The sequence below is a fragment of the Tenacibaculum sp. HL-MS23 genome (genome assembly GCF_032463465.1).
Lineage (GTDB): Bacteria > Bacteroidota > Bacteroidia > Flavobacteriales > Flavobacteriaceae > Polaribacter > Polaribacter bernardetii.
On record NZ_CP135989.1, the window covers coordinates 1,322,806 to 1,343,252 of the forward strand.

Annotated in this window: 7 protein-coding genes and 1 tRNA gene; 5 read left to right on the forward strand and 3 right to left on the reverse strand. The window is 37.7% G+C overall.

The annotated features are described in order from the left end of the window. Positions 1 to 346: 346 nt before the first annotated feature. The 5 genes from RRF68_RS06190 to RRF68_RS06210 all read left to right on the forward strand — a co-directional run bounded on the left by RRF68_RS06190 (position 347) and on the right by RRF68_RS06210 (position 2,325). Complete coding sequence (locus RRF68_RS06190; RefSeq protein ID WP_315945327.1) at positions 347 to 1,489, forward strand: SPFH domain-containing protein; 1,143 nt, start codon at positions 347 to 349, stop codon at positions 1,487 to 1,489. Then, the gene (locus tag RRF68_RS06195; RefSeq protein ID WP_315945328.1) at positions 1,465 to 1,683 is read left to right on the forward strand and encodes a hypothetical protein; all 219 of its coding nucleotides are present in this window, start codon (positions 1,465 to 1,467) and stop codon (positions 1,681 to 1,683) included. Before RRF68_RS06190 ends, RRF68_RS06195 begins: the two co-directional genes overlap by 25 nt. 97 nt (positions 1,684 to 1,780) lie before the next feature. Then, entirely contained in the window at positions 1,781 to 1,933 is a 153-nt protein-coding gene (locus RRF68_RS06200) for an SsrA-binding protein (protein WP_218771271.1), read from the forward strand. Positions 1,934 to 1,946: 13 nt separating this feature from the next. Further along, complete coding sequence (locus RRF68_RS06205) at positions 1,947 to 2,171, forward strand: putative signal transducing protein (protein WP_218771272.1); 225 nt, start codon at positions 1,947 to 1,949, stop codon at positions 2,169 to 2,171. Positions 2,172 to 2,251: 80 nt separating this feature from the next. Then, positions 2,252 to 2,325 (forward strand) — tRNA-Arg (locus tag RRF68_RS06210). Between the two features lie 119 nt (positions 2,326 to 2,444). Here RRF68_RS06210 and RRF68_RS06215 read toward each other — a convergent pair. From RRF68_RS06215 to RRF68_RS06225, 3 genes are read right to left on the reverse strand one after another with little or no spacing between them, the layout of a single operon-like run. Then, entirely contained in the window at positions 2,445 to 4,391 is a 1,947-nt protein-coding gene (locus RRF68_RS06215) for an OmpA family protein (RefSeq protein ID WP_315945329.1), read from the reverse strand. Positions 4,392 to 4,403: 12 nt separating this feature from the next. After that, the gene (locus tag RRF68_RS06220) at positions 4,404 to 5,330 is read right to left on the reverse strand and encodes a type IX secretion system membrane protein PorP/SprF (RefSeq protein WP_315945330.1); all 927 of its coding nucleotides are present in this window, start codon (positions 5,328 to 5,330) and stop codon (positions 4,404 to 4,406) included. A 33-nt stretch (positions 5,331 to 5,363) separates the two neighbouring features. After that, on the reverse strand, positions 5,364 to 20,051 hold the full coding sequence (locus RRF68_RS06225; RefSeq protein ID WP_315945331.1) for a gliding motility-associated C-terminal domain-containing protein: 14,688 nt from the start codon (positions 20,049 to 20,051) through the stop codon (positions 5,364 to 5,366). Positions 20,052 to 20,447 lie beyond the last annotated feature (396 nt).

The window sequence follows — 20,447 nt, forward strand, 5'->3', positions numbered from 1 at the left end:
TCATTTAAAAAACTTCTTTAGTTTATTACATATTAAAACACAAAACAACCTAAAAAATTAATAAATAAAACAAAAAACAAGTAATTTTAGTTTCATATTAAAACACAATGTATTTTTTTTTATTAATAATAAAACACAAACAGATTAATTTATACTTAAGTTTTTGGAAGTATGATTCTCTTTGATATATATTGATAAAACAATTCCGGAATCAATCAGTATTAACCTATTAAAAACATTAAAATTCATGATAACTATTACTACTAAAATAATTACTATTGCAGTAAAAATTGCAACTATTATAACACTATTATACTAATCAACTTTTAAAACCAAACTATATATTATGCTAACATTTATCGGAGTATTATTAATTATTACAGGGTTAATTACCATTGTATTAAATTCAATTTTTAAAAACAGTAAAATACTAAACTGGTTCACCCTACAAAGAAGCATTCAGCTAACCATACTTGGTGCTCTTATGAGTATTATTACAGGAATGTTTTTTTACGCAGATGCCGGTACAGCCTATGCCGTACAATTTGTTTCTGGTGGTGATAAAATGATTACCACACAGGGTTTAAAACTTAAATGGTGGGGTAGAATTATTCCGCTTTCATACGAAACATCAATAAAAGATATTATTGTTGATGATGAAAGTGAATTACCTAAAAGTGATCAAGGAATTTATAACCGAAAAGCTCAGAAATGGGAATTCAGTGATGCTATTAAAGCGGAGATAAGCACTTCTGTAATTGTAGGAGTTAACATTAACGACGAGGAAGTATTTTTAAATATGGCCGACAGAAACAGGAGTGAATCTAAATTAATATACGGAAGAGTTTTACCGAATATTGACGCAGCGATTAAAAATACATGTAAGCTAATGGATGCACAAGATTACATTTCTGGTCAAGCATCTGATTTTGACAGGTATTTTAGAGATCAATTAGAAAACGGAATGTATCAAGTAGAGCAATATTATGAAGCTGAAAACATGAATGAAATTGTAGGTGACACCACTACCATCAGAAAAATAAAGGTTGGTAAATCTAGTAAGCAAAAAAAGTTCAGAATAAAAAGAAATGACAATGGTAATATTGTTAGAGACAACTCTAATACCTTAAAACAATATGGTTTAAAAATATACCAAGCACAAGTAACGGGTATCGATTGGGAAGCTTCTTTTGACGAACGCTTAGATTTACAAAAAAATGAAGTTGCACAAACACAACTTGAAAAACAACAAGCAGAGCGCGAATATTATAGAGCTAAAAAAGAAGTTGCAAAAGGAGAGTCTGAAAAAGCAAAAGAAAGAGCTCGTTTAGAGAAAATTCAAATTCAGCAAACCATTGAAGCTGAAACCGAAGCAAAAGTTGCTGGTTTTAACTTAATCAAAGAAAAAAACAATACGAAGTTGAACAGTTTAAAGCAAAAAGTAAAAAAGTTGCTGCTGATGCAATGTATTACGAAAATTCTAAACTAGTTAGCGCTGGTTTAACTCCGCAAGAAAAGGCTGAGTGGGAATACAAAACAGCAGTTGGAGTAGCAGGCCAAATAAAAGATTTACAGCTACCATCTACATATATTGAAGGGAGTAAGAACGGGAATGACGGAAACTTGTTACAATCGCTAATTGGAGCAGATCTCGCCAAGAAAATGATGGAAAGTAAAAAGTAAACATCATATTTATTAAATTGAGTGGAGTAATCCTTTTTCACTTCACTCAGTTTAACAAATTATTTTTCAGTATTTTTGATATAGAATCAAACTTATAATGAAAAAACAATTTTTTAAATTTTTAGCAAAGTTAAATAAAATGATACTACCCTCTTTTACACAAAAAGAGTTAGACATTTCTAAAGCTACTAAATTTCAATTAGCAATTATTGGATGGCGTGCTTTTGTAACAATAAACTCACTAGACTAAAAAACTTATAATTATGAAAGAGCATATAAAAGTATATACAGGAACCACTATTTTAACAAACAGACTAGCTTTTTTACTTGACGAAGCTAACATAGCAACTTTAATTAAAGACAGTAAAGAATCTGGTAGATTAGCTGGTTTTGGATCAACTGGAGATTCTTGTGAATTATTCATCTACAAATCTGATTCTGAGCATGCTCAGGAAATAATAGATAATTTTAAGCAAGAGGTTAATTAATTTTAAAAAATAAAAAGCAAAAAAAAATGTTTTTTTGCTTTTTTAATTAAAAAACATCTGTATATTTGCACCCGCAAAACGGCCTCGTGGCGCAACTGAATAGCGCACTTGATTACGGCTCAAGAGGTTGCTGGTTTGAATCCAGCCGAGGTCACAAAAAAAACCACATATTAATTTATGTGGTTTTTTTGCTTTTAATAAATAGCGTAAAATACAGTCATAAAAAAACCTCGAAGATAACTTCGAGGTTTTTTTATGACTATGTAAAGCACATTAATTATTGACCTTTACGTTTTTTCCTCCATCTAAAATATAAAAATAAGAACGTCTATTTTTTTGATGCTCCTCTTTACTACATTTACTTTGATTTGCATCATCACAGTCGTTTAATAATTGACTTTCTCCAAATCCTAAAGCACTTTTAATTCTGTTTGATGCAATACCTCTAGAAACAATATAATCTCTCGTAGAAATAGCTCTACTAGTTGATAAACGCTTATTATACTCTTTAGTTCCTCTACTATCGGTATGTGATTCTATTTTTATAACCATTTCGGGGTGATTTTTCATCACAGATACTATATGCTCCAATTCATATTCTGCATCTTCTCTAATATTAGATAAGTCAAAATCAAAATAAATAGGTTTAATTACTATTTGATCCTCTACAATAAGAGACTCCAGTGTTAAATTTACATTAATTAACTTATTATTTACATCTACTGTTTGCACTTGTTTTTGTGTATCTTTAAAATCTACTTTAGAAGCTACTACTGTAAAATTATTCTCACAATCTATTCTTTTAAAAACATACCTTCCATCTTCTTTTGTTATCTGTTTTGAAATAGGGTTGCCTTCTGAATCAATCAATCTAACCTCTACATTAAACATTGGATTACCTGTACGAGAATTAGTAACAACACCTTCTATATCTTCTTTACAGTCATAAATTAAAAAGCTATAAATATCATCATCTCCTTTACCACCTTTTCTATTTGACGAGAAAAAACCTTTACTTCTTTGATTATTTATTACAAAAGAAAAATCATCTAAAGGGCCATTTACGGGTGCCCCTAAGTTTATTGGTCTTGAAAATTTACTGTTTTTTATTTTCGATTCAAAAACATCTAAAGCTCCTAGCCCTATATGACCATCTGAGGCAAAATAAAGAGTATTATCAATACCTACAAAAGGAAACATCTCTCTACTTTCTGTATTAATTTGTTTTCCTAAATTGATAGGTTCTCCGTATTTATCATCTTCTAATATAGCTACTTTATAAATATCTGTTTCTCCAAATCCATTTGGCATATCAGAAACAAAATATAATGTCTTTTCATCAGGACTTAATGCTGGATGTCCGTATGAATAATTATCTGTATTAAAAGGTAGTTCTCTTACTTTTGACCATTCACCATCAACATTAGTTGCTTTATAAATTTTTAAATGAGTTGTACGATTATCATCTCCTTTTAGCTCTTCACCGTCAAAATTATCTCTAGTAAAATACATTGTTTTACCGTTTTTAGTGATAATAGTGTTTGACTCGTGATAACTTGTTGATAATTCTTTTAACCTTTTTGCTTCAGAAATATCAAGGATTTTATCAGCATCTATATCTTTTAATTCAGAGCTATATATGTTTAAGAAAGGTTGATTATTCCATTCATATAACTTAACATCTTTTTTAATATTTAAAGGTTTAGTTGAGGCATAATATAATTTGTTATCAAATATAAAACCACCGAAATCTGAATATTTTGTGTTTGTAGCTACATTATGAACATTTATATAAATCTTTTCTTTATTCGTGTATTCTACAAAATAATCTTGATTTTCATCTAATGCAATTGGTCTACTATCTGTTGCTTCAATTTTTTTTATTTTTTGAAGCCATTTATCTGATTCAGAAACTTTACCGTTACTTTTTAATACCTGTGCATATCTAAAAAAGTGTTTTGTTGTTTCTTTATTTTCAAAATTCTGCATTAATTCTTCATACCACACCTCTGCCTTCACAAACTCTGCATTATAATAATATGAATCAGCTAACCTACTTACAACTACTTGTGATGTATCTCCTTTTTGATACAAAACTTCATAAAGCTCTGCAGATTTTTTATAAGCAAACTCTTTAAAGTATCTGTCTGCTGCATATTTTCGTTGTCCAAAACTAACAACGCTGGTAATTAAGAATACTAATAGTATTGTTTTTTTCATCTGTTATTATATTTAGAAGAATCTTGGCGACTTCATTGTTTGTTGTTTAAAAATCTCGTAACGTAGCATTAATTCATAAGTCCCTGAATTATAATTACTATAATTAGAAGTCGTTAAATCATATGCAAATCCTATATACATACTTCTACTTGCTTGGAAACCTAATAAAGCACTTAACGAATCATCCCACCTCCATGCTAATCCTGCAGTAAACTTTTCTTGAAATAGGAAATTTGCAGAAACATCTATAGACAAAGGAGCTCCTTTTACAATTTTTGCCAAGGCCGCTGGTTTGAATTTTAAATCCTCATTTATATCAAAAACATAACCTGTTATTAAAAAGAAATGTAAACGTTCTTCAGCTACATCTCCTCCATTTACTGTATCATCATAATGGTCTGTTCTTAATAAATTAGGAACCGCTAAACCAACATACCATTTTGGTTTATGAAAATATACACCTGCTCCAATAGTTGGTAAAAACTCACTAACATTATCAGACAAAAGAGCATCTGGATTTTGTGAAAGCCCTTTACTCCAGTCAATACTTAAATGTCTAGCCCCTAACTTTAATCCAAATGCTAAATTTCCTTCATCACCTGTACGTATTGTATACGAAACATTAGCATCTAAATAAATTTCATTTGAAGGCCCAATTCTGTCATTTGTTAAATTAACCCCTAATCCTACTCCACTATATCCCAAAGGAGTGTCATAACTTAATGTTTGGGTATCTGGCGCACCATCTAAACCAACCCACTGAGTTCTACCTAGTGCAGTTATTGTTGTATGCCCCCTAGAGCCTACATAAGCAGGGTTAACACTCATTGTATTATACATATATTGAGTATACTGCGGATCTTGCTGTGAGTAAACAACTCCTGATAAACTTAATAACAATAGTAATGTTATTTTTATATGAAAATTTATTCTATTCATACTTAAAGTATTTCATTTTATGATTTAATTATTTTATCTATTTATATATAACCATCCAGATGTAGGTTCAGAACCATCTCCAAGATCTAACACATAAAAATAAGTTCCAACAGGTAACTTACCTTCTTCATTTATTGTCACCCTACCGTTAGATATTCCTTTGAATGAAACATCAGTATTATTGTAACCTGAAGCTTTATAAACAGTGTTTCCCCATCTGTTATAAATCTCTAAGCTATTGTTAGGGTAATTCTCTATACAATCGATTACAAAAACATCATTATTTCCATCACCATTAGGTGTAAATTCATTAAATATTTTTATACATGCTTCTACATCTCCAAAAACACCATCATCACCATCTACACTATCTGCAATTCCATCGCCATCGGCATCGGTTCCACTATCACCTACTGTTCCGTTTCCGCCATCGGTTGGATCAGTTGGATCGGTATCGTTTACATCTGTATTTCCTGCGTCTCCAAAGTTTCCGTCATCTTCATCTACTTCGTCTAAGATTCCGTCGCCATCTGTATCTGCTCCATCAACGATTCCATCGCCATTAGCATCTGATTCTTCGTTTCCGCCTTCTACAACATCATTGATTCCGTCGTCGTCACTATCTAAATCTTGATAGTCTGGTACGCCATCGCCATCACTGTCGGTATTATCAGGTTCTCCTCCATTACCTTCTCCGAAGTTAGCATCGTCTGCATCTGCACTGTCTACAATTCCATCGCCATCGGCATCTATTCCGTCTGCAATTCCATCGTTATTTGCATCGATATTATCATCTTCTATAACATCGTTGATTCCGTCATTATCTGAATCTAAATCTTGATAATCTGGTACGCCATCTCCATCGGTATCTGGTTCTTCATCTGCATCTACTGATGCGTCTGCTTGACCATCGCCATTTGTATCGGCTCCTGATGCGCCATCGTTTGCATCGATTACACCGTCTCCGTTTGTATCTAAATCTCCATTTCCTCCCTCATTAACATCTAAAATCCCGTCATTATCTGAGTCTAAGTCTAAACTATCTGGAATTCCGTCCCCGTCTGTATCGCCGTTTCCTTCTGCTGTATCTGGAATACCATCGTTGTCATCATCTACATCATCTGCATCTACAATTCCATCACCGTCGGTGTCGATTGCATCTCCGAAGTTCGCGTCATCACCATCTACACTATCTGCAATTCCATCGCCATCAGCATCGGTTCCGCTATCGCCTACTGTTCCGTTTCCGCCATCGGTTGGATCAGTTGGATCAGTATCGTTTACATCTGTATTTCCTGCATCTCCAAAGTTTCCGTCATCTTCATCTACTTCGTCTAAGATTCCGTCGCCGTCTGTATCTGCTCCATCAACGATTCCATCGCCATTAGCATCTGATTCTTCGTTTCCGCCTTCTACAACATCATTGATTCCGTCGTCGTCACTATCTAAATCTTGATAGTCTGGTACGCCATCGCCATCGCTGTCCGTATTATCTGGCTCTCCGCCGTTTCCTTCTCCGAAGTTAGCATCGTCTGCATCTGCACTGTCTACAATTCCATCGCCATCGGCATCTATTCCGTCTGCAATTCCATCGTTATTTGCATCGATATTATCATCTTCTATAACATCGTTGATTCCGTCATTATCTGAATCTAAATCTTGATAATCTGGTACGCCATCTCCATCGGTATCTGGTTCTTCATCTGCATCTACTGATGCGTCTGCTTGACCATCGCCATCTGAATCAGCTCCAGATGCCCCATCATTTGCATCGATTACACCGTCTCCGTTTGTATCTAAGTCTCCATTTCCACCTTCATTAACATCTAAAATCCCGTCATTATCTGAGTCTAAGTCTAAACTATCTGGAATTCCGTCACCGTCTGTATCGCCGTTTCCTTCTGCTATATCTGGAATACCATCGTTGTCATCATCTATATCATCTGCATCTACAATTCCATCTCCATCAGTGTCTAAAAACACAATTACATCTACAGTGGTTGTATCACAGTTACTTGGTACTGCTATCTCACAAATAGTATACGTTAATGTATAGTTTCCTGAATCTGTACCTGCTGGTACAACAACGTTTCCGTTGCCATCTATTGTGATTCCTGATCCGTCATCGTTATCTAAGGTGATATTGATTTCTGAATCTACAACTGCTACTCCGTTTAAAGTATCGTTTGCGGTGACATCGCCTGAGGTTCCTCCTGCTGCTCCATCTACTGGGGTTGCTGTGAAATCATCTACTACCGCATCGATTGTTCCGTTTACAATTACATCTACAGTGGTTGTATCACAGTTACTTGGTACTGCTATCTCACAAATAGTATACGTTAATGTGTAGTTTCCTGAATCTGTACCTGCTGGTACAACAACGTTTCCGTTGCCATCTATTGTGATTCCTGATCCGTCATCGTTATCTAAGGTGATATTGATTTCTGAATCTACAACTGCTACTCCGTTTAAAGTATCGTTTGCGGTGACATCGCCTGAGGTTCCTCCTGCTGCTCCATCTACTGGGGTTGCTGTGAAATCATCTACTACCGCATCGATTGTTCCGTTTACAATTACATCTACAGTGGTTGTATCACAGTTACTTGGTACTGCTATCTCACAAATAGTATACGTTAATGTGTAGTTTCCTGAATCTGTACCTGCTGGTACAACAACGTTTCCGTTGCCATCTATTGTGATTCCTGATCCGTCATCGTTATCTAAGGTGATATTGATTTCTGAATCTACAACTGCTACTCCGTTTAAAGTATCGTTTGCGGTGACATCGCCTGAGGTTCCTCCTGCTGCTCCATCTACTGGGGTTGCTGTGAAATCATCTACTACCGCATCGATTGTTCCGTTTACAATTACATCTACAGTGGTTGTATCACAGTTACTTGGTACTGCTATCTCACAAATAGTATACGTTAATGTGTAGTTTCCTGAATCTGTACCTGCTGGTACAACAACGTTTCCGTTGCCATCTATTGTGATTCCTGATCCGTCATCGTTATCTAAGGTGATATTGATTTCTGAATCTACAACTGCTACTCCGTTTAAAGTATCGTTTGCGGTGACATCGCCTGAGGTTCCTCCTGCTGCTCCATCTACTGGGGTTGCTGTGAAATCATCTACTACCGCATCGATTGTTCCGTTTACAATTACATCTACAGTGGTTGTATCACAGTTACTTGGTACTGCTATCTCACAAATAGTATACGTTAATGTGTAGTTTCCTGAATCTGTACCTGCTGGTACAACAACGTTTCCGTTGCCATCTATTGTGATTCCTGATCCGTCATCGTTATCTAAGGTGATATTGATTTCTGAATCTACAACTGCTACTCCGTTTAAAGTATCGTTTGCGGTGACATCGCCTGAGGTTCCTCCTGCTGCTCCATCTACTGGGGTTGCTGTGAAATCATCTACTACCGCATCGATTGTTCCGTTTACAATTACATCTACAGTGGTTGTATCACAGTTACTTGGTACTGCTATCTCACAAATAGTATACGTTAATGTGTAGTTTCCTGAATCTGTACCTGCTGGTACAACAACGTTTCCGTTGCCATCTATTGTGATTCCTGATCCGTCATCGTTATCTAAGGTGATATTGATTTCTGAATCTACAACTGCTACTCCGTTTAAAGTATCGTTTGCGGTGACATCGCCTGAGGTTCCTCCTGCTGCTCCATCTACTGGGGTTGCTGTGAAATCATCTACTACCGCATCGATTGTTCCGTTTACAATTACATCTACAGTGGTTGTATCACAGTTACTTGGTACTGCTATCTCACAAATAGTATACGTTAATGTGTAGTTTCCTGAATCTGTACCTGCTGGTACAACAACGTTTCCGTTGCCATCTATTGTGATTCCTGATCCGTCATCGTTATCTAAGGTGATATTGATTTCTGAATCTACAACTGCTACTCCGTTTAAAGTATCGTTTGCGGTGACATCGCCTGAGGTTCCTCCTGCTGCTCCATCTACTGGGGTTGCTGTGAAATCATCTACTACCGCATCGATTGTTCCGTTTACAATTACATCTACAGTGGTTGTATCACAGTTACTTGGTACTGCTATCTCACAAATAGTATACGTTAATGTGTAGTTTCCTGAATCTGTACCTGCTGGTACAACAACGTTTCCGTTGCCATCTATTGTGATTCCTGATCCGTCATCGTTATCTAAGGTGATATTGATTTCTGAATCTACAACTGCTACTCCGTTTAAAGTATCGTTTGCGGTGACATCGCCTGAGGTTCCTCCTGCTGCTCCATCTACTGGGGTTGCTGTGAAATCATCTACTACCGCATCGATTGTTCCGTTTACAATTACATCTACAGTGGTTGTATCACAGTTACTTGGTACTGCTATCTCACAAATAGTATACGTTAATGTGTAGTTTCCTGAATCTGTACCTGCTGGTACAACAACGTTTCCGTTGCCATCTATTGTGATTCCTGATCCGTCATCGTTATCTAAGGTGATATTGATTTCTGAATCTACAACTGCTACTCCGTTTAAAGTATCGTTTGCGGTGACATCGCCTGAGGTTCCTCCTGCTGCTCCATCTACTGGGGTTGCTGTGAAATCATCTACTACCGCATCGATTGTTCCGTTTACAATTACATCTACAGTGGTTGTATCACAGTTACTTGGTACTGCTATCTCACAAATAGTATACGTTAATGTATAGTTTCCTGAATCTGTACCTGCTGGTACAACAACGTTTCCGTTGCCATCTATTGTGATTCCTGATCCGTCATCGTTATCTAAGGTGATATTGATTTCTGAATCTACAACTGCTACTCCGTTTAAAGTATCGTTTGCGGTGACATCGCCTGAGGTTCCTCCTGCTGCTCCATCTACTGGGGTTGCTGTGAAATCATCTACTACCGCATCGATTGTTCCGTTTACAATTACATCTACAGTGGTTGTATCACAGTTACTTGGTACTGCTATCTCACAAATAGTATACGTTAATGTGTAGTTTCCTGAATCTGTACCTGCTGGTACAACAACGTTTCCGTTGCCATCTATTGTGATTCCTGATCCGTCATCGTTATCTAAGGTGATATTGATTTCTGAATCTACAACTGCTACTCCGTTTAAAGTATCGTTTGCGGTGACATCGCCTGAGGTTCCTCCTGCTGCTCCATCTACTGGGGTTGCTGTGAAATCATCTACTACCGCATCGATTGTTCCGTTTACAATTACATCTACAGTGGTTGTATCACAGTTACTTGGTACTGCTATCTCACAAATAGTATACGTTAATGTGTAGTTTCCTGAATCTGTACCTGCTGGTACAACAACGTTTCCGTTGCCATCTATTGTGATTCCTGATCCGTCATCGTTATCTAAGGTGATATTGATTTCTGAATCTACAACTGCTACTCCGTTTAAAGTATCGTTTGCGGTGACATCGCCTGAGGTTCCTCCTGCTGCTCCATCTACTGGGGTTGCTGTGAAATCATCTACTACCGCATCGATTGTTCCGTTTACAATTACATCTACAGTGGTTGTATCACAGTTACTTGGTACTGCTATCTCACAAATAGTATACGTTAATGTATAGTTTCCTGAATCTGTACCTGCTGGTACAACAACGTTTCCGTTGCCATCTATTGTGATTCCTGATCCGTCATCGTTATCTAAGGTGATATTGATTTCTGAATCTACAACTGCTACTCCGTTTAAAGTATCGTTTGCGGTGACATCGCCTGAGGTTCCTCCTGCTGCTCCATCTACTGGGGTTGCTGTGAAATCATCTACTACCGCATCGATACAACTAACTGTAATTGTAAATGATGAAGATTCAGTAGAACAACCGTTTCCGTCTGTTACTGTGTAAGTAATATTCGTTGTACCTGCAGAAACAGCAGTAACTTCTCCTGTACTAGTGTTAATTGAAGCGACTCCAGGAGTGTCAGAACTCCAAACGATAGTCCCAATCGCTGTTGTTGATAAAGTAGTCATTTCCCCATTACAAAGAAGATTATCTCCTGTTATACCAGGAGCATTTGGAACAGAATTAATTGTTACTGATACATCTGAACTATCGGGACAAGGACCTGTTGTAATATATGTTACGGTATATGCTCCTGGTGTTGATGCACTAACATCAATTACTCCTGAAGAAGCATTAATTATAAGTCCTACTGTACTTGTAAAATTACCTCCAGTATCTCCCGTTATTGTAGGTGTTGGATCTGTTGCATCTGCGCAATATGCTCCTGTGCTATAATTAAAACTAGAATGTTCTAAATCATTAATAGTTACTGATACGTCCGAACTATTAGGACAAGCTCCTGATGTGGTATAAGTCACTGTATATGTACCCGGTGTTGATACATCTAAATCAATACCACCATTACCGGGCTTTATATTTAAGCCTGCTGGTGAGCTAGTAAATGTTCCACCAGCTAATCCTCCAATAGTTGGTGTTGGGTCTACTCCAGTCTGACAATAAGATGCTGCGTTATAATTAAAACTTGCATCGTCTAAGGCATTTACCGTTATCGTTCCTGTAGCGTTTACTGTTCCACAGCCTCCTGTTAATGGAATACTATAGTTAAATATTCCTGATGCTGTTGGAGTTCCTGCAATTGTAATAACATCTGATGACCAAGAAGCGGTTACTCCTGCTGGTAAATCTGTTGCTGCTCCGATACCTGTAGCTCCACTAGTTGCAATCGTAATATCTGTTAATGCTGTATCAATACATAACGTTGGCGTTGTACTTGCCGCGGCTGCTGTATTGTTTGGTGTTACCGTTATCGTTCCTGTAGCGTTTACTGTTCCACAGCCTCCTGTTAATGGAATGCTATAGTTAAATATTCCTGATGCTGTTGGAGTTCCTGTTATTGTAATAACATCTGATGACCAAGAAGCGGTTACTCCTGCTGGTAAATCTGTTGCTGCTCCGATACCTGTAGCTCCACTAGTTGCAATCGTAATATCTGTTAATGCTGTATCAATACATAACGTTGGCGCTGTACTTGCCGCGGCTGCTGTATTGTTTGGTGTTACCGTTATCGTTCCTGTAGCGTTTACTGTTCCACAGCCTCCTGTTAATGGAATACTATAGTTAAATATTCCTGATGCTGTTGGAGTTCCTGTAATTGTAATAACATCTGATGACCAAGAAGCGGTTACTCCTGCTGGTAAATCTGTTGCTGCTCCGATACCTGTAGCTCCACTAGTTGCAATCGTAATATCTGTTAATGCTGTATCAATACATAACGTTGGCGTTGTACTTGCCGCGGCTGCTGTATTGTTTGGTGTTACCGTTATCGTTCCTGTAGCGTTTACTGTTCCACAGCCTCCTGTTAATGGAATACTATAGTTAAATATTCCTGATGCTGTTGGAGTTCCTGTAATTGTAATAACATCTGATGACCAAGAAGCGGTTACTCCTGCTGGTAAATCTGTTGCTGCTCCGATACCTGTAGCTCCACTAGTTGCAATCGTAATATCTGTTAATGCTGTATCAATACATAACGTTGGCGTTGTACTTGCCGCGGCTGCTGTATTGTTTGGTGTTACCGTTATCGTTCCTGTAGCGTTTACTGTTCCACAGCCTCCTGTTAATGGAATACTATAGTTAAATATTCCTGATGCTGTTGGAGTTCCTGTTATTGTAATAACATCTGATGACCAAGAAGCGGTTACTCCTGCTGGTAAATCTGTTGCTGCTCCGATACCTGTAGCTCCACTAGTTGCAATCGTAATATCTGTTAATGCTGTATCAATACATAACGTTGGCGTTGTACTTGCCGCGGCTGCTGTATTGTTTGGTGTTACCGTTATCGTTCCTGTAGCGTTTACTGTTCCACAGCCTCCTGTTAATGGAATGCTATAGTTAAATATTCCTGATGCTGTTGGAGTTCCTGTTATTGTAATAACATCTGATGACCAAGAAGCGGTTACTCCTGCTGGTAAATCTGTTGCTGCTCCGATACCTGTAGCTCCACTAGTTGCAATCGTAATATCTGTTAATGCTGTATCAATACATAACGTTGGCGCTGTACTTGCCGCGGCTGCTGTATTGTTTGGTGTTACCGTTATCGTTCCTGTAGCGTTTACTGTTCCACAGCCTCCTGTTAATGGAATACTATAGTTAAATATTCCTGATGCTGTTGGAGTTCCTGTTATTGTAATAACATCTGATGACCAAGAAGCGGTTACTCCTGCTGGTAAATCTGTTGCTGCTCCGATACCTGTAGCTCCACTAGTTGCAATCGTAATATCTGTTAATGCTGTATCAATACATAACGTTGGCGCTGTACTTGCCGCGGCTGCTGTATTGTTTGGTGTTACCGTTATCGTTCCTGTAGCGTTTACTGTTCCACAGCCTCCTGTTAATGGAATACTATAGTTAAATATTCCTGATGCTGTTGGAGTTCCTGTTATTGTAATAACATCTGATGACCAAGAAGCGGTTACTCCTGCTGGTAAATCTGTTGCTGCTCCGATACCTGTAGCTCCACTAGTTGCAATCGTAATATCTGTTAATGCTGTATCAATACATAACGTTGGCGTTGTACTTGCCGCGGCTGCTGTATTGTTTGGTGTTACCGTTATCGTTCCTGTAGCGTTTACTGTTCCACAGCCTCCTGTTAATGGAATGCTATAGTTAAATATTCCTGATGCTGTTGGAGTTCCTGTTATTGTAATAACATCTGATGACCAAGAAGCGGTTACTCCTGCTGGTAAATCTGTTGCTGCTCCGATACCTGTAGCTCCACTAGTTGCAATCGTAATATCTGTTAATGCTGTATCAATACATAACGTTGGCGTTGTACTTGCCGCGGCTGCTGTATTGTTTGGTGTTACCGTTATCGTTCCTGTAGCGTTTACTGTTCCACAGCCTCCTGTTAATGGAATGCTATAGTTAAATATTCCTGATGCTGTTGGAGTTCCTGTTATTGTAATAACATCTGATGACCAAGAAGCGGTTACTCCTGCTGGTAAATCTGTTGCTGCTCCGATACCTGTAGCTCCACTAGTTGCAATCGTAATATCTGTTAATGCTGTATCAATACATAACGTTGGCGCTGTACTTGCCGCGGCTGCTGTATTGTTTGGTGTTACCGTTATCGTTCCTGTAGCGTTTACTGTTCCACAGCCTCCTGTTAATGGAATGCTATAGTTAAATATTCCTGATGCTGTTGGAGTTCCTGTTATTGTAATAACATCTGATGACCAAGAAGCGGTTACTCCTGCTGGTAAATCTGTTGCTGCTCCGATACCTGTAGCTCCACTAGTTGCAATCGTAATATCTGTTAATGCTGTATCAATACATAACGTTGGCGTTGTACTTGCCGCGGCTGCTGTATTGTTTGGTGTTACCGTTATCGTTCCTGTAGCGTTTACTGTTCCACAGCCTCCTGTTAATGGAATGCTATAGTTAAATATTCCTGATGCTGTTGGAGTTCCTGTTATTGTAATAACATCTGATGACCAAGAAGCGGTTACTCCTGCTGGTAAATCTGTTGCTGCTCCGATACCTGTAGCTCCACTAGTTGCAATCGTAATATCTGTTAATGCTGTATCAATACATAACGTTGGCGCTGTACTTGCCGCGGCTGCTGTATTGTTTGGTGTTACCGTTATCGTTCCTGTAGCGTTTACTGTTCCACAGCCTCCTGTTAATGGAATACTATAGTTAAATATTCCTGATGCTGTTGGAGTTCCTGTTATTGTAATAACATCTGATGACCAAGAAGCGGTTACTCCTGCTGGTAAATCTGTTGCTGCTCCGATACCTGTAGCTCCACTAGTTGCAATCGTAATATCTGTTAATGCTGTATCAATACATAACGTTGGCGCTGTACTTGCCGCGGCTGCTGTATTGTTTGGTGTTACCGTTATCGTTCCTGTAGCGTTTACTGTTCCACAGCCTCCTGTTAATGGAATACTATAGTTAAATATTCCTGATGCTGTTGGAGTTCCTGTTATTGTAATAACATCTGATGACCAAGAAGCGGTTACTCCTGCTGGTAAATCTGTTGCTGCTCCGATACCTGTAGCTCCACTAGTTGCAATCGTAATATCTGTTAATGCTGTATCAATACATAACGTTGGCGTTGTACTTGCCGCGGCTGCTGTATTGTTTGGTGTTACCGTTATCGTTCCTGTAGCGTTTACTGTTCCACAGCCTCCTGTTAATGGAATGCTATAGTTAAATATTCCTGATGCTGTTGGAGTTCCTGTTATTGTAATAACATCTGATGACCAAGAAGCGGTTACTCCTGCTGGTAAATCTGTTGCTGCTCCGATACCTGTAGCTCCACTAGTTGCAATCGTAATATCTGTTAATGCTGTATCAATACATAACGTTGGCGTTGTACTTGCCGCGGCTGCTGTATTGTTTGGTGTTACCGTTATCGTTCCTGTAGCGTTTACTGTTCCACAGCCTCCTGTTAATGGAATGCTATAGTTAAATATTCCTGATGCTGTTGGAGTTCCTGTTATTGTAATAACATCTGATGACCAAGAAGCGGTTACTCCTGCTGGTAAATCTGTTGCTGCTCCGATACCTGTAGCTCCACTAGTTGCAATCGTAATATCTGTTAATGCTGTATCAATACATAACGTTGGCGCTGTACTTGCCGCGGCTGCTGTATTGTTTGGTGTTACCGTTATCGTTCCTGTAGCGTTTACTGTTCCACAGCCTCCTGTTAATGGAATACTATAGTTAAATATTCCTGATGCTGTTGGAGTTCCTGTAATTGTAATAACATCTGATGACCAAGAAGCGGTTACTCCTGCTGGTAAATCTGTTGCTGCTCCGATACCTGTAGCTCCACTAGTTGCAATCGTAATATCTGTTAATGCTGTATCAATACATAACGTTGGCGTTGTACTTGCCGCGGCTGCTGTATTGTTTGGTGTTACCGTTATCGTTCCTGTAGCGTTTACTGTTCCACAGCCTCCTGTTAATGGAATGCTATAGTTAAATATTCCTGATGCTGTTGGAGTTCCTGTTATTGTAATAACATCTGATGACCAAGAAGCGGTTACTCCTGCTGGTAAATCTGTTGCTGCTCCGATACCTGTAGCTCCACTAGTTGCAATCGTAATATCTGTTAATGCTGTATCAATACATAACGTTGGCGTTGTACTTGCCGCGGCTGCTGTATTGTTTGATGTTACCGTTATCGTTCCTGTAGCGTTTACTGTTCCACAGCCTCCTGTTAATGGAATGCTATAGTTAAATATTCCTGATGCTGTTGGAGTTCCTGTTATTGTAATAACATCTGATGACCAAGAAGCGGTTACTCCTGCTGGTAAATCTGTTGCTGCTCCGATACCTGTAGCTCCACTAGTTGCAATCGTAATATCTGTTAATGCTGTATCAATACATAACGTTGGCGCTGTACTTGCCGCGGCTGCTGTATTGTTTGGTGTTACCGTTATCGTTCCTGTAGCGTTTACTGTTCCACAGCCTCCTGTTAATGGAATACTATAGTTAAATATTCCTGATGCTGTTGGAGTTCCTGTAATTGTAATAACATCTGATGACCAAGAAGCGGTTACTCCTGCTGGTAAATCTGTTGCTGCTCCGATACCTGTAGCTCCACTAGTTGCAATCGTAATATCTGTTAATGCTGTATCAATACATAACGTTGGCGTTGTACTTGCCGCGGCTGCTGTATTGTTTGGTGTTACCGTTATCGTTCCTGTAGCGTTTACTGTTCCACAGCCTCCTGTTAATGGAATACTATAGTTAAATATTCCTGATGCTGTTGGAGTTCCTGTAATTGTAATAACATCTGATGACCAAGAAGCGGTTACTCCTGCTGGTAAATCTGTTGCTGCTCCGATACCTGTAGCTCCACTAGTTGCAATCGTAATATCTGTTAATGCTGTATCAATACATAACGTTGGCGTTGTACTTGCCGCGGCTGCTGTATTGTTTGGTGTTACCGTTATCGTTCCTGTAGCGTTTACTGTTCCACAGCCTCCTGTTAATGGAATGCTATAGTTAAATATTCCTGATGCTGTTGGAGTTCCTGTTATTGTAATAACATCTGATGACCAAGAAGCGGTTACTCCTGCTGGTAAATCTGTTGCTGCTCCGATACCTGTAGCTCCACTAGTTGCAATCGTAATATCTGTTAATGCTGTATCAATACATAACGTTGGCGTTGTACTTGCCGCGGCTGCTGTATTGTTTGGTGTTACCGTTATCGTTCCTGTAGCGTTTACTGTTCCACAGCCTCCTGTTAATGGAATGCTATAGTTAAATATTCCTGATGCTGTTGGAGTTCCTGTAATTGTAATAACATCTGATGACCAAGAAGCGGTTACTCCTGCTGGTAAATCTGTTGCTGCTCCGATACCTGTAGCTCCACTAGTTGCAATCGTAATATCTGTTAATGCTGTATCAATACATAACGTTGGCGTTGTACTTGCCGCGGCTGCTGTATTGTTTGGTGTTACCGTTATCGTTCCTATGGCGTTGACCGCAGGATTACAACCACCTGTTAACTCAATACTATAGTTAAAAGTTCCTGATGCAGTTGGTGTACCGCTAATAGTTATTTCATCGGAAGCCCATGAAGCACTTACTCCTGCTGGTAAACCATTTGCTCCCGAAACACCGTTATTAGAAATACCTGTAGCACCTGCTGTACTATGAGTAATATTTGTTAAAATTGTGTTTATACATACTGTTTCTGTACTAGAAGCTGCAGAAACTGTACAAGCACTACCATTAATTGTTATAATCAAGTTAGCATCATCTGATGTAAATGTATCTGATATTAAGTAATTAAACGTTTCTGTTAATGTTTGTCCTACTAATAAACTACTAACCGCAGGATTACCTGTATCTAAAACGTACGTATATGTACCATTAGGGTTTATTGTTATTGTACCATAGGTTCCTGCATAAACCAAGCCTCCTGGCGGAACTAAATTACCTTCTAAAGTAATTACAGAAACAGATGCCTCATCTTGCCAATATATATCTGAAACACCTGCTATTTGAAATCCTGGATTAACTGCTGTTACAGCTGGTCCATACCCATAACTTAGTCTTAATTTTTCTATTGGTTCTGTAAAGAAAACATTTATATTTCCTGTAGCTTCTGTTGTTGGTGCTGACCCTGTTCCGTAAAAAGTAGGGTTCCCTGTAGCAATAACATCTTCTGTTGTTATATAATTAAAAGAAGAGATAACAGCACCTGCGGCTGTTGTTCCTTCTATTGTTATTTGATCTTGCCAGGTATCTCCTTGTGAATAATCAATATCTACTAATAAAAAACCCAAGTTAAATACTGGTTTATCAAAATCGATAACCAAATCTGTAGTTGCACCAGGTATATTTGTTGCTGGATCTATATTGAAATACAAATACCCAGTATGGCCACCGTTTTGAGCAGTAGTGAATACCTTTTGATCATCTGTTGTACCAATACTACTAATATCTTCTGTTGTAAAATCTAAATCTGTAGCATTAATAGTCTTAGATTTTCCAGTAACTATTTCACCATCGATAAATTCATCTTCCCAAATTAACTGTGATAATCCTCTATCAATAGCATCTGCCCCATCAGGACCATCATCTGTAATAACGTTTCCGTTAATTGTATTGTTAACATCTACGGTAATAGTATCAAAATTATCTTCAGCTACTGGCGGCTCTGTAACTCCATTAATATCTATAGAAAGAATACCTGTATCTGTAATCCCTAAATTATCAATTGCTGTATATGAAAAAATATCTTGTATTGTTTCCGTATCTTTTAAACCAGTAACCGTGGTATTTGTTTCATCAACATCATATACATAACTACCATCAGGCTCTATTGTTATAGTACCATAAAGGGTTGTATAAGCAACACTTACAGAAGATTGATATAAATTAATATCATCTACTAGTAATGGCGCATTCGTTGTTGAATCATTGGTTAATACATTACCTGAAATAGTACCTGTATTATTAGCGGCTACCGAGCTTGTATCATCTATAACTGTTGGCAATGTTGTAAATACCCTGATTATTGTTTGAGCACTAGCTGTATCACCTGATGTATCCGTCACCGTAACATCCATGGTTCTTATACCATCCGTGTATACAGGTGAATTATTTACTCCATCATTATCATTCCCGTAGTTAAAATCATTTAATAATTCTAAAAAAACACTATTAGGTATATTTCCTCCGCCAGATCTAACGACAGAAAAAGAACTATTTGTTCTCGTTAATGTTAATTGAACACCACTATATGTATGGGTATGTGTTTCATTTGGGGTAGTAAATCTATACTCATATGGGGCTCCTGCAGCCCCGTCGGTAAATTCTGCGTTATTTATATATATCAATTCAAATTCATCAACTACTCCACTTAAACTTATAGTCGCAGAAGTAATTTCATTTCCATCTGATGTTACAATAGGAGAAACACTTGTTCCGTAAATAGAAAAATACACTGGCTGAACTTGAAAATCGTGATTATTACCAGAAGTATTACTATTTAAATCTATAGTAGGTGCAGCAAACATTGCCGAAGAATTACTTCTTAAAGAAATATTTACTGATGGTGTGTTTGGTATTAACCTATCGAAATACCCTTCCCACCAATTAGCGTTTGTAACTTTAATAGGATCTATAGGGCTACCATAAGAAAATATAGTAGCGAATAAAAAAACAAAAAACATAGGCACTACATTCTTCGAAGAATAAATGTAATTTTTTTTCATAAAAACGCAATTTAAATTATAATAACCTCTAACAGTGCTTTGCATTGCACTATAATATATACGATAAATAATACTTTTTGGTTTAAAAAACTAAAATAAATAAATACTTATTTTAGCACTCTCTAACCTTTTTTTTTTAAAACAACCTGTAATTCACTAACAAATATAACAAAAAAAAACAAAATTTTATGCTTTTTTTAACGTTTAAAAAAAAGTCTTAAACTAATGTTTAAGACTTTTTAATCAAACCAACTTATAAAAAAACTAATTCCTACTATTTTTAAACCTTTACAGGGAATTACCCTACTCTTAATTTATGTAATTCAACACCATACTTATAGCGTATTAAAGTTGTTTTATACATACTGTTATTAATTAAGACACCTCTTTTTTTTA

Bases quoted from the DNA above. Each gene is read 5' to 3' on its own strand.
- RRF68_RS06190 (WP_315945327.1), top strand. From the start codon at position 347: ATGCTAACATTTATCGGAGTATTATTAATTATTACAGGGTTAATTACC.
- RRF68_RS06195 (WP_315945328.1), top strand. From the start codon at position 1,465: ATGTATTACGAAAATTCTAAACTAGTTAGCGCTGGTTTAACTCCGCAA.
- RRF68_RS06200 (WP_218771271.1), top strand. From the start codon at position 1,781: ATGAAAAAACAATTTTTTAAATTTTTAGCAAAGTTAAATAAAATGATA.
- RRF68_RS06205 (WP_218771272.1), top strand. From the start codon at position 1,947: ATGAAAGAGCATATAAAAGTATATACAGGAACCACTATTTTAACAAAC.
- RRF68_RS06215 (WP_315945329.1), bottom strand. From the start codon at position 4,391: ATGAAAAAAACAATACTATTAGTATTCTTAATTACCAGCGTTGTTAGT.
- RRF68_RS06220 (WP_315945330.1), bottom strand. From the start codon at position 5,330: ATGAATAGAATAAATTTTCATATAAAAATAACATTACTATTGTTATTA.
- RRF68_RS06225 (WP_315945331.1), bottom strand. From the start codon at position 20,051: ATGAAAAAAAATTACATTTATTCTTCGAAGAATGTAGTGCCTATGTTT.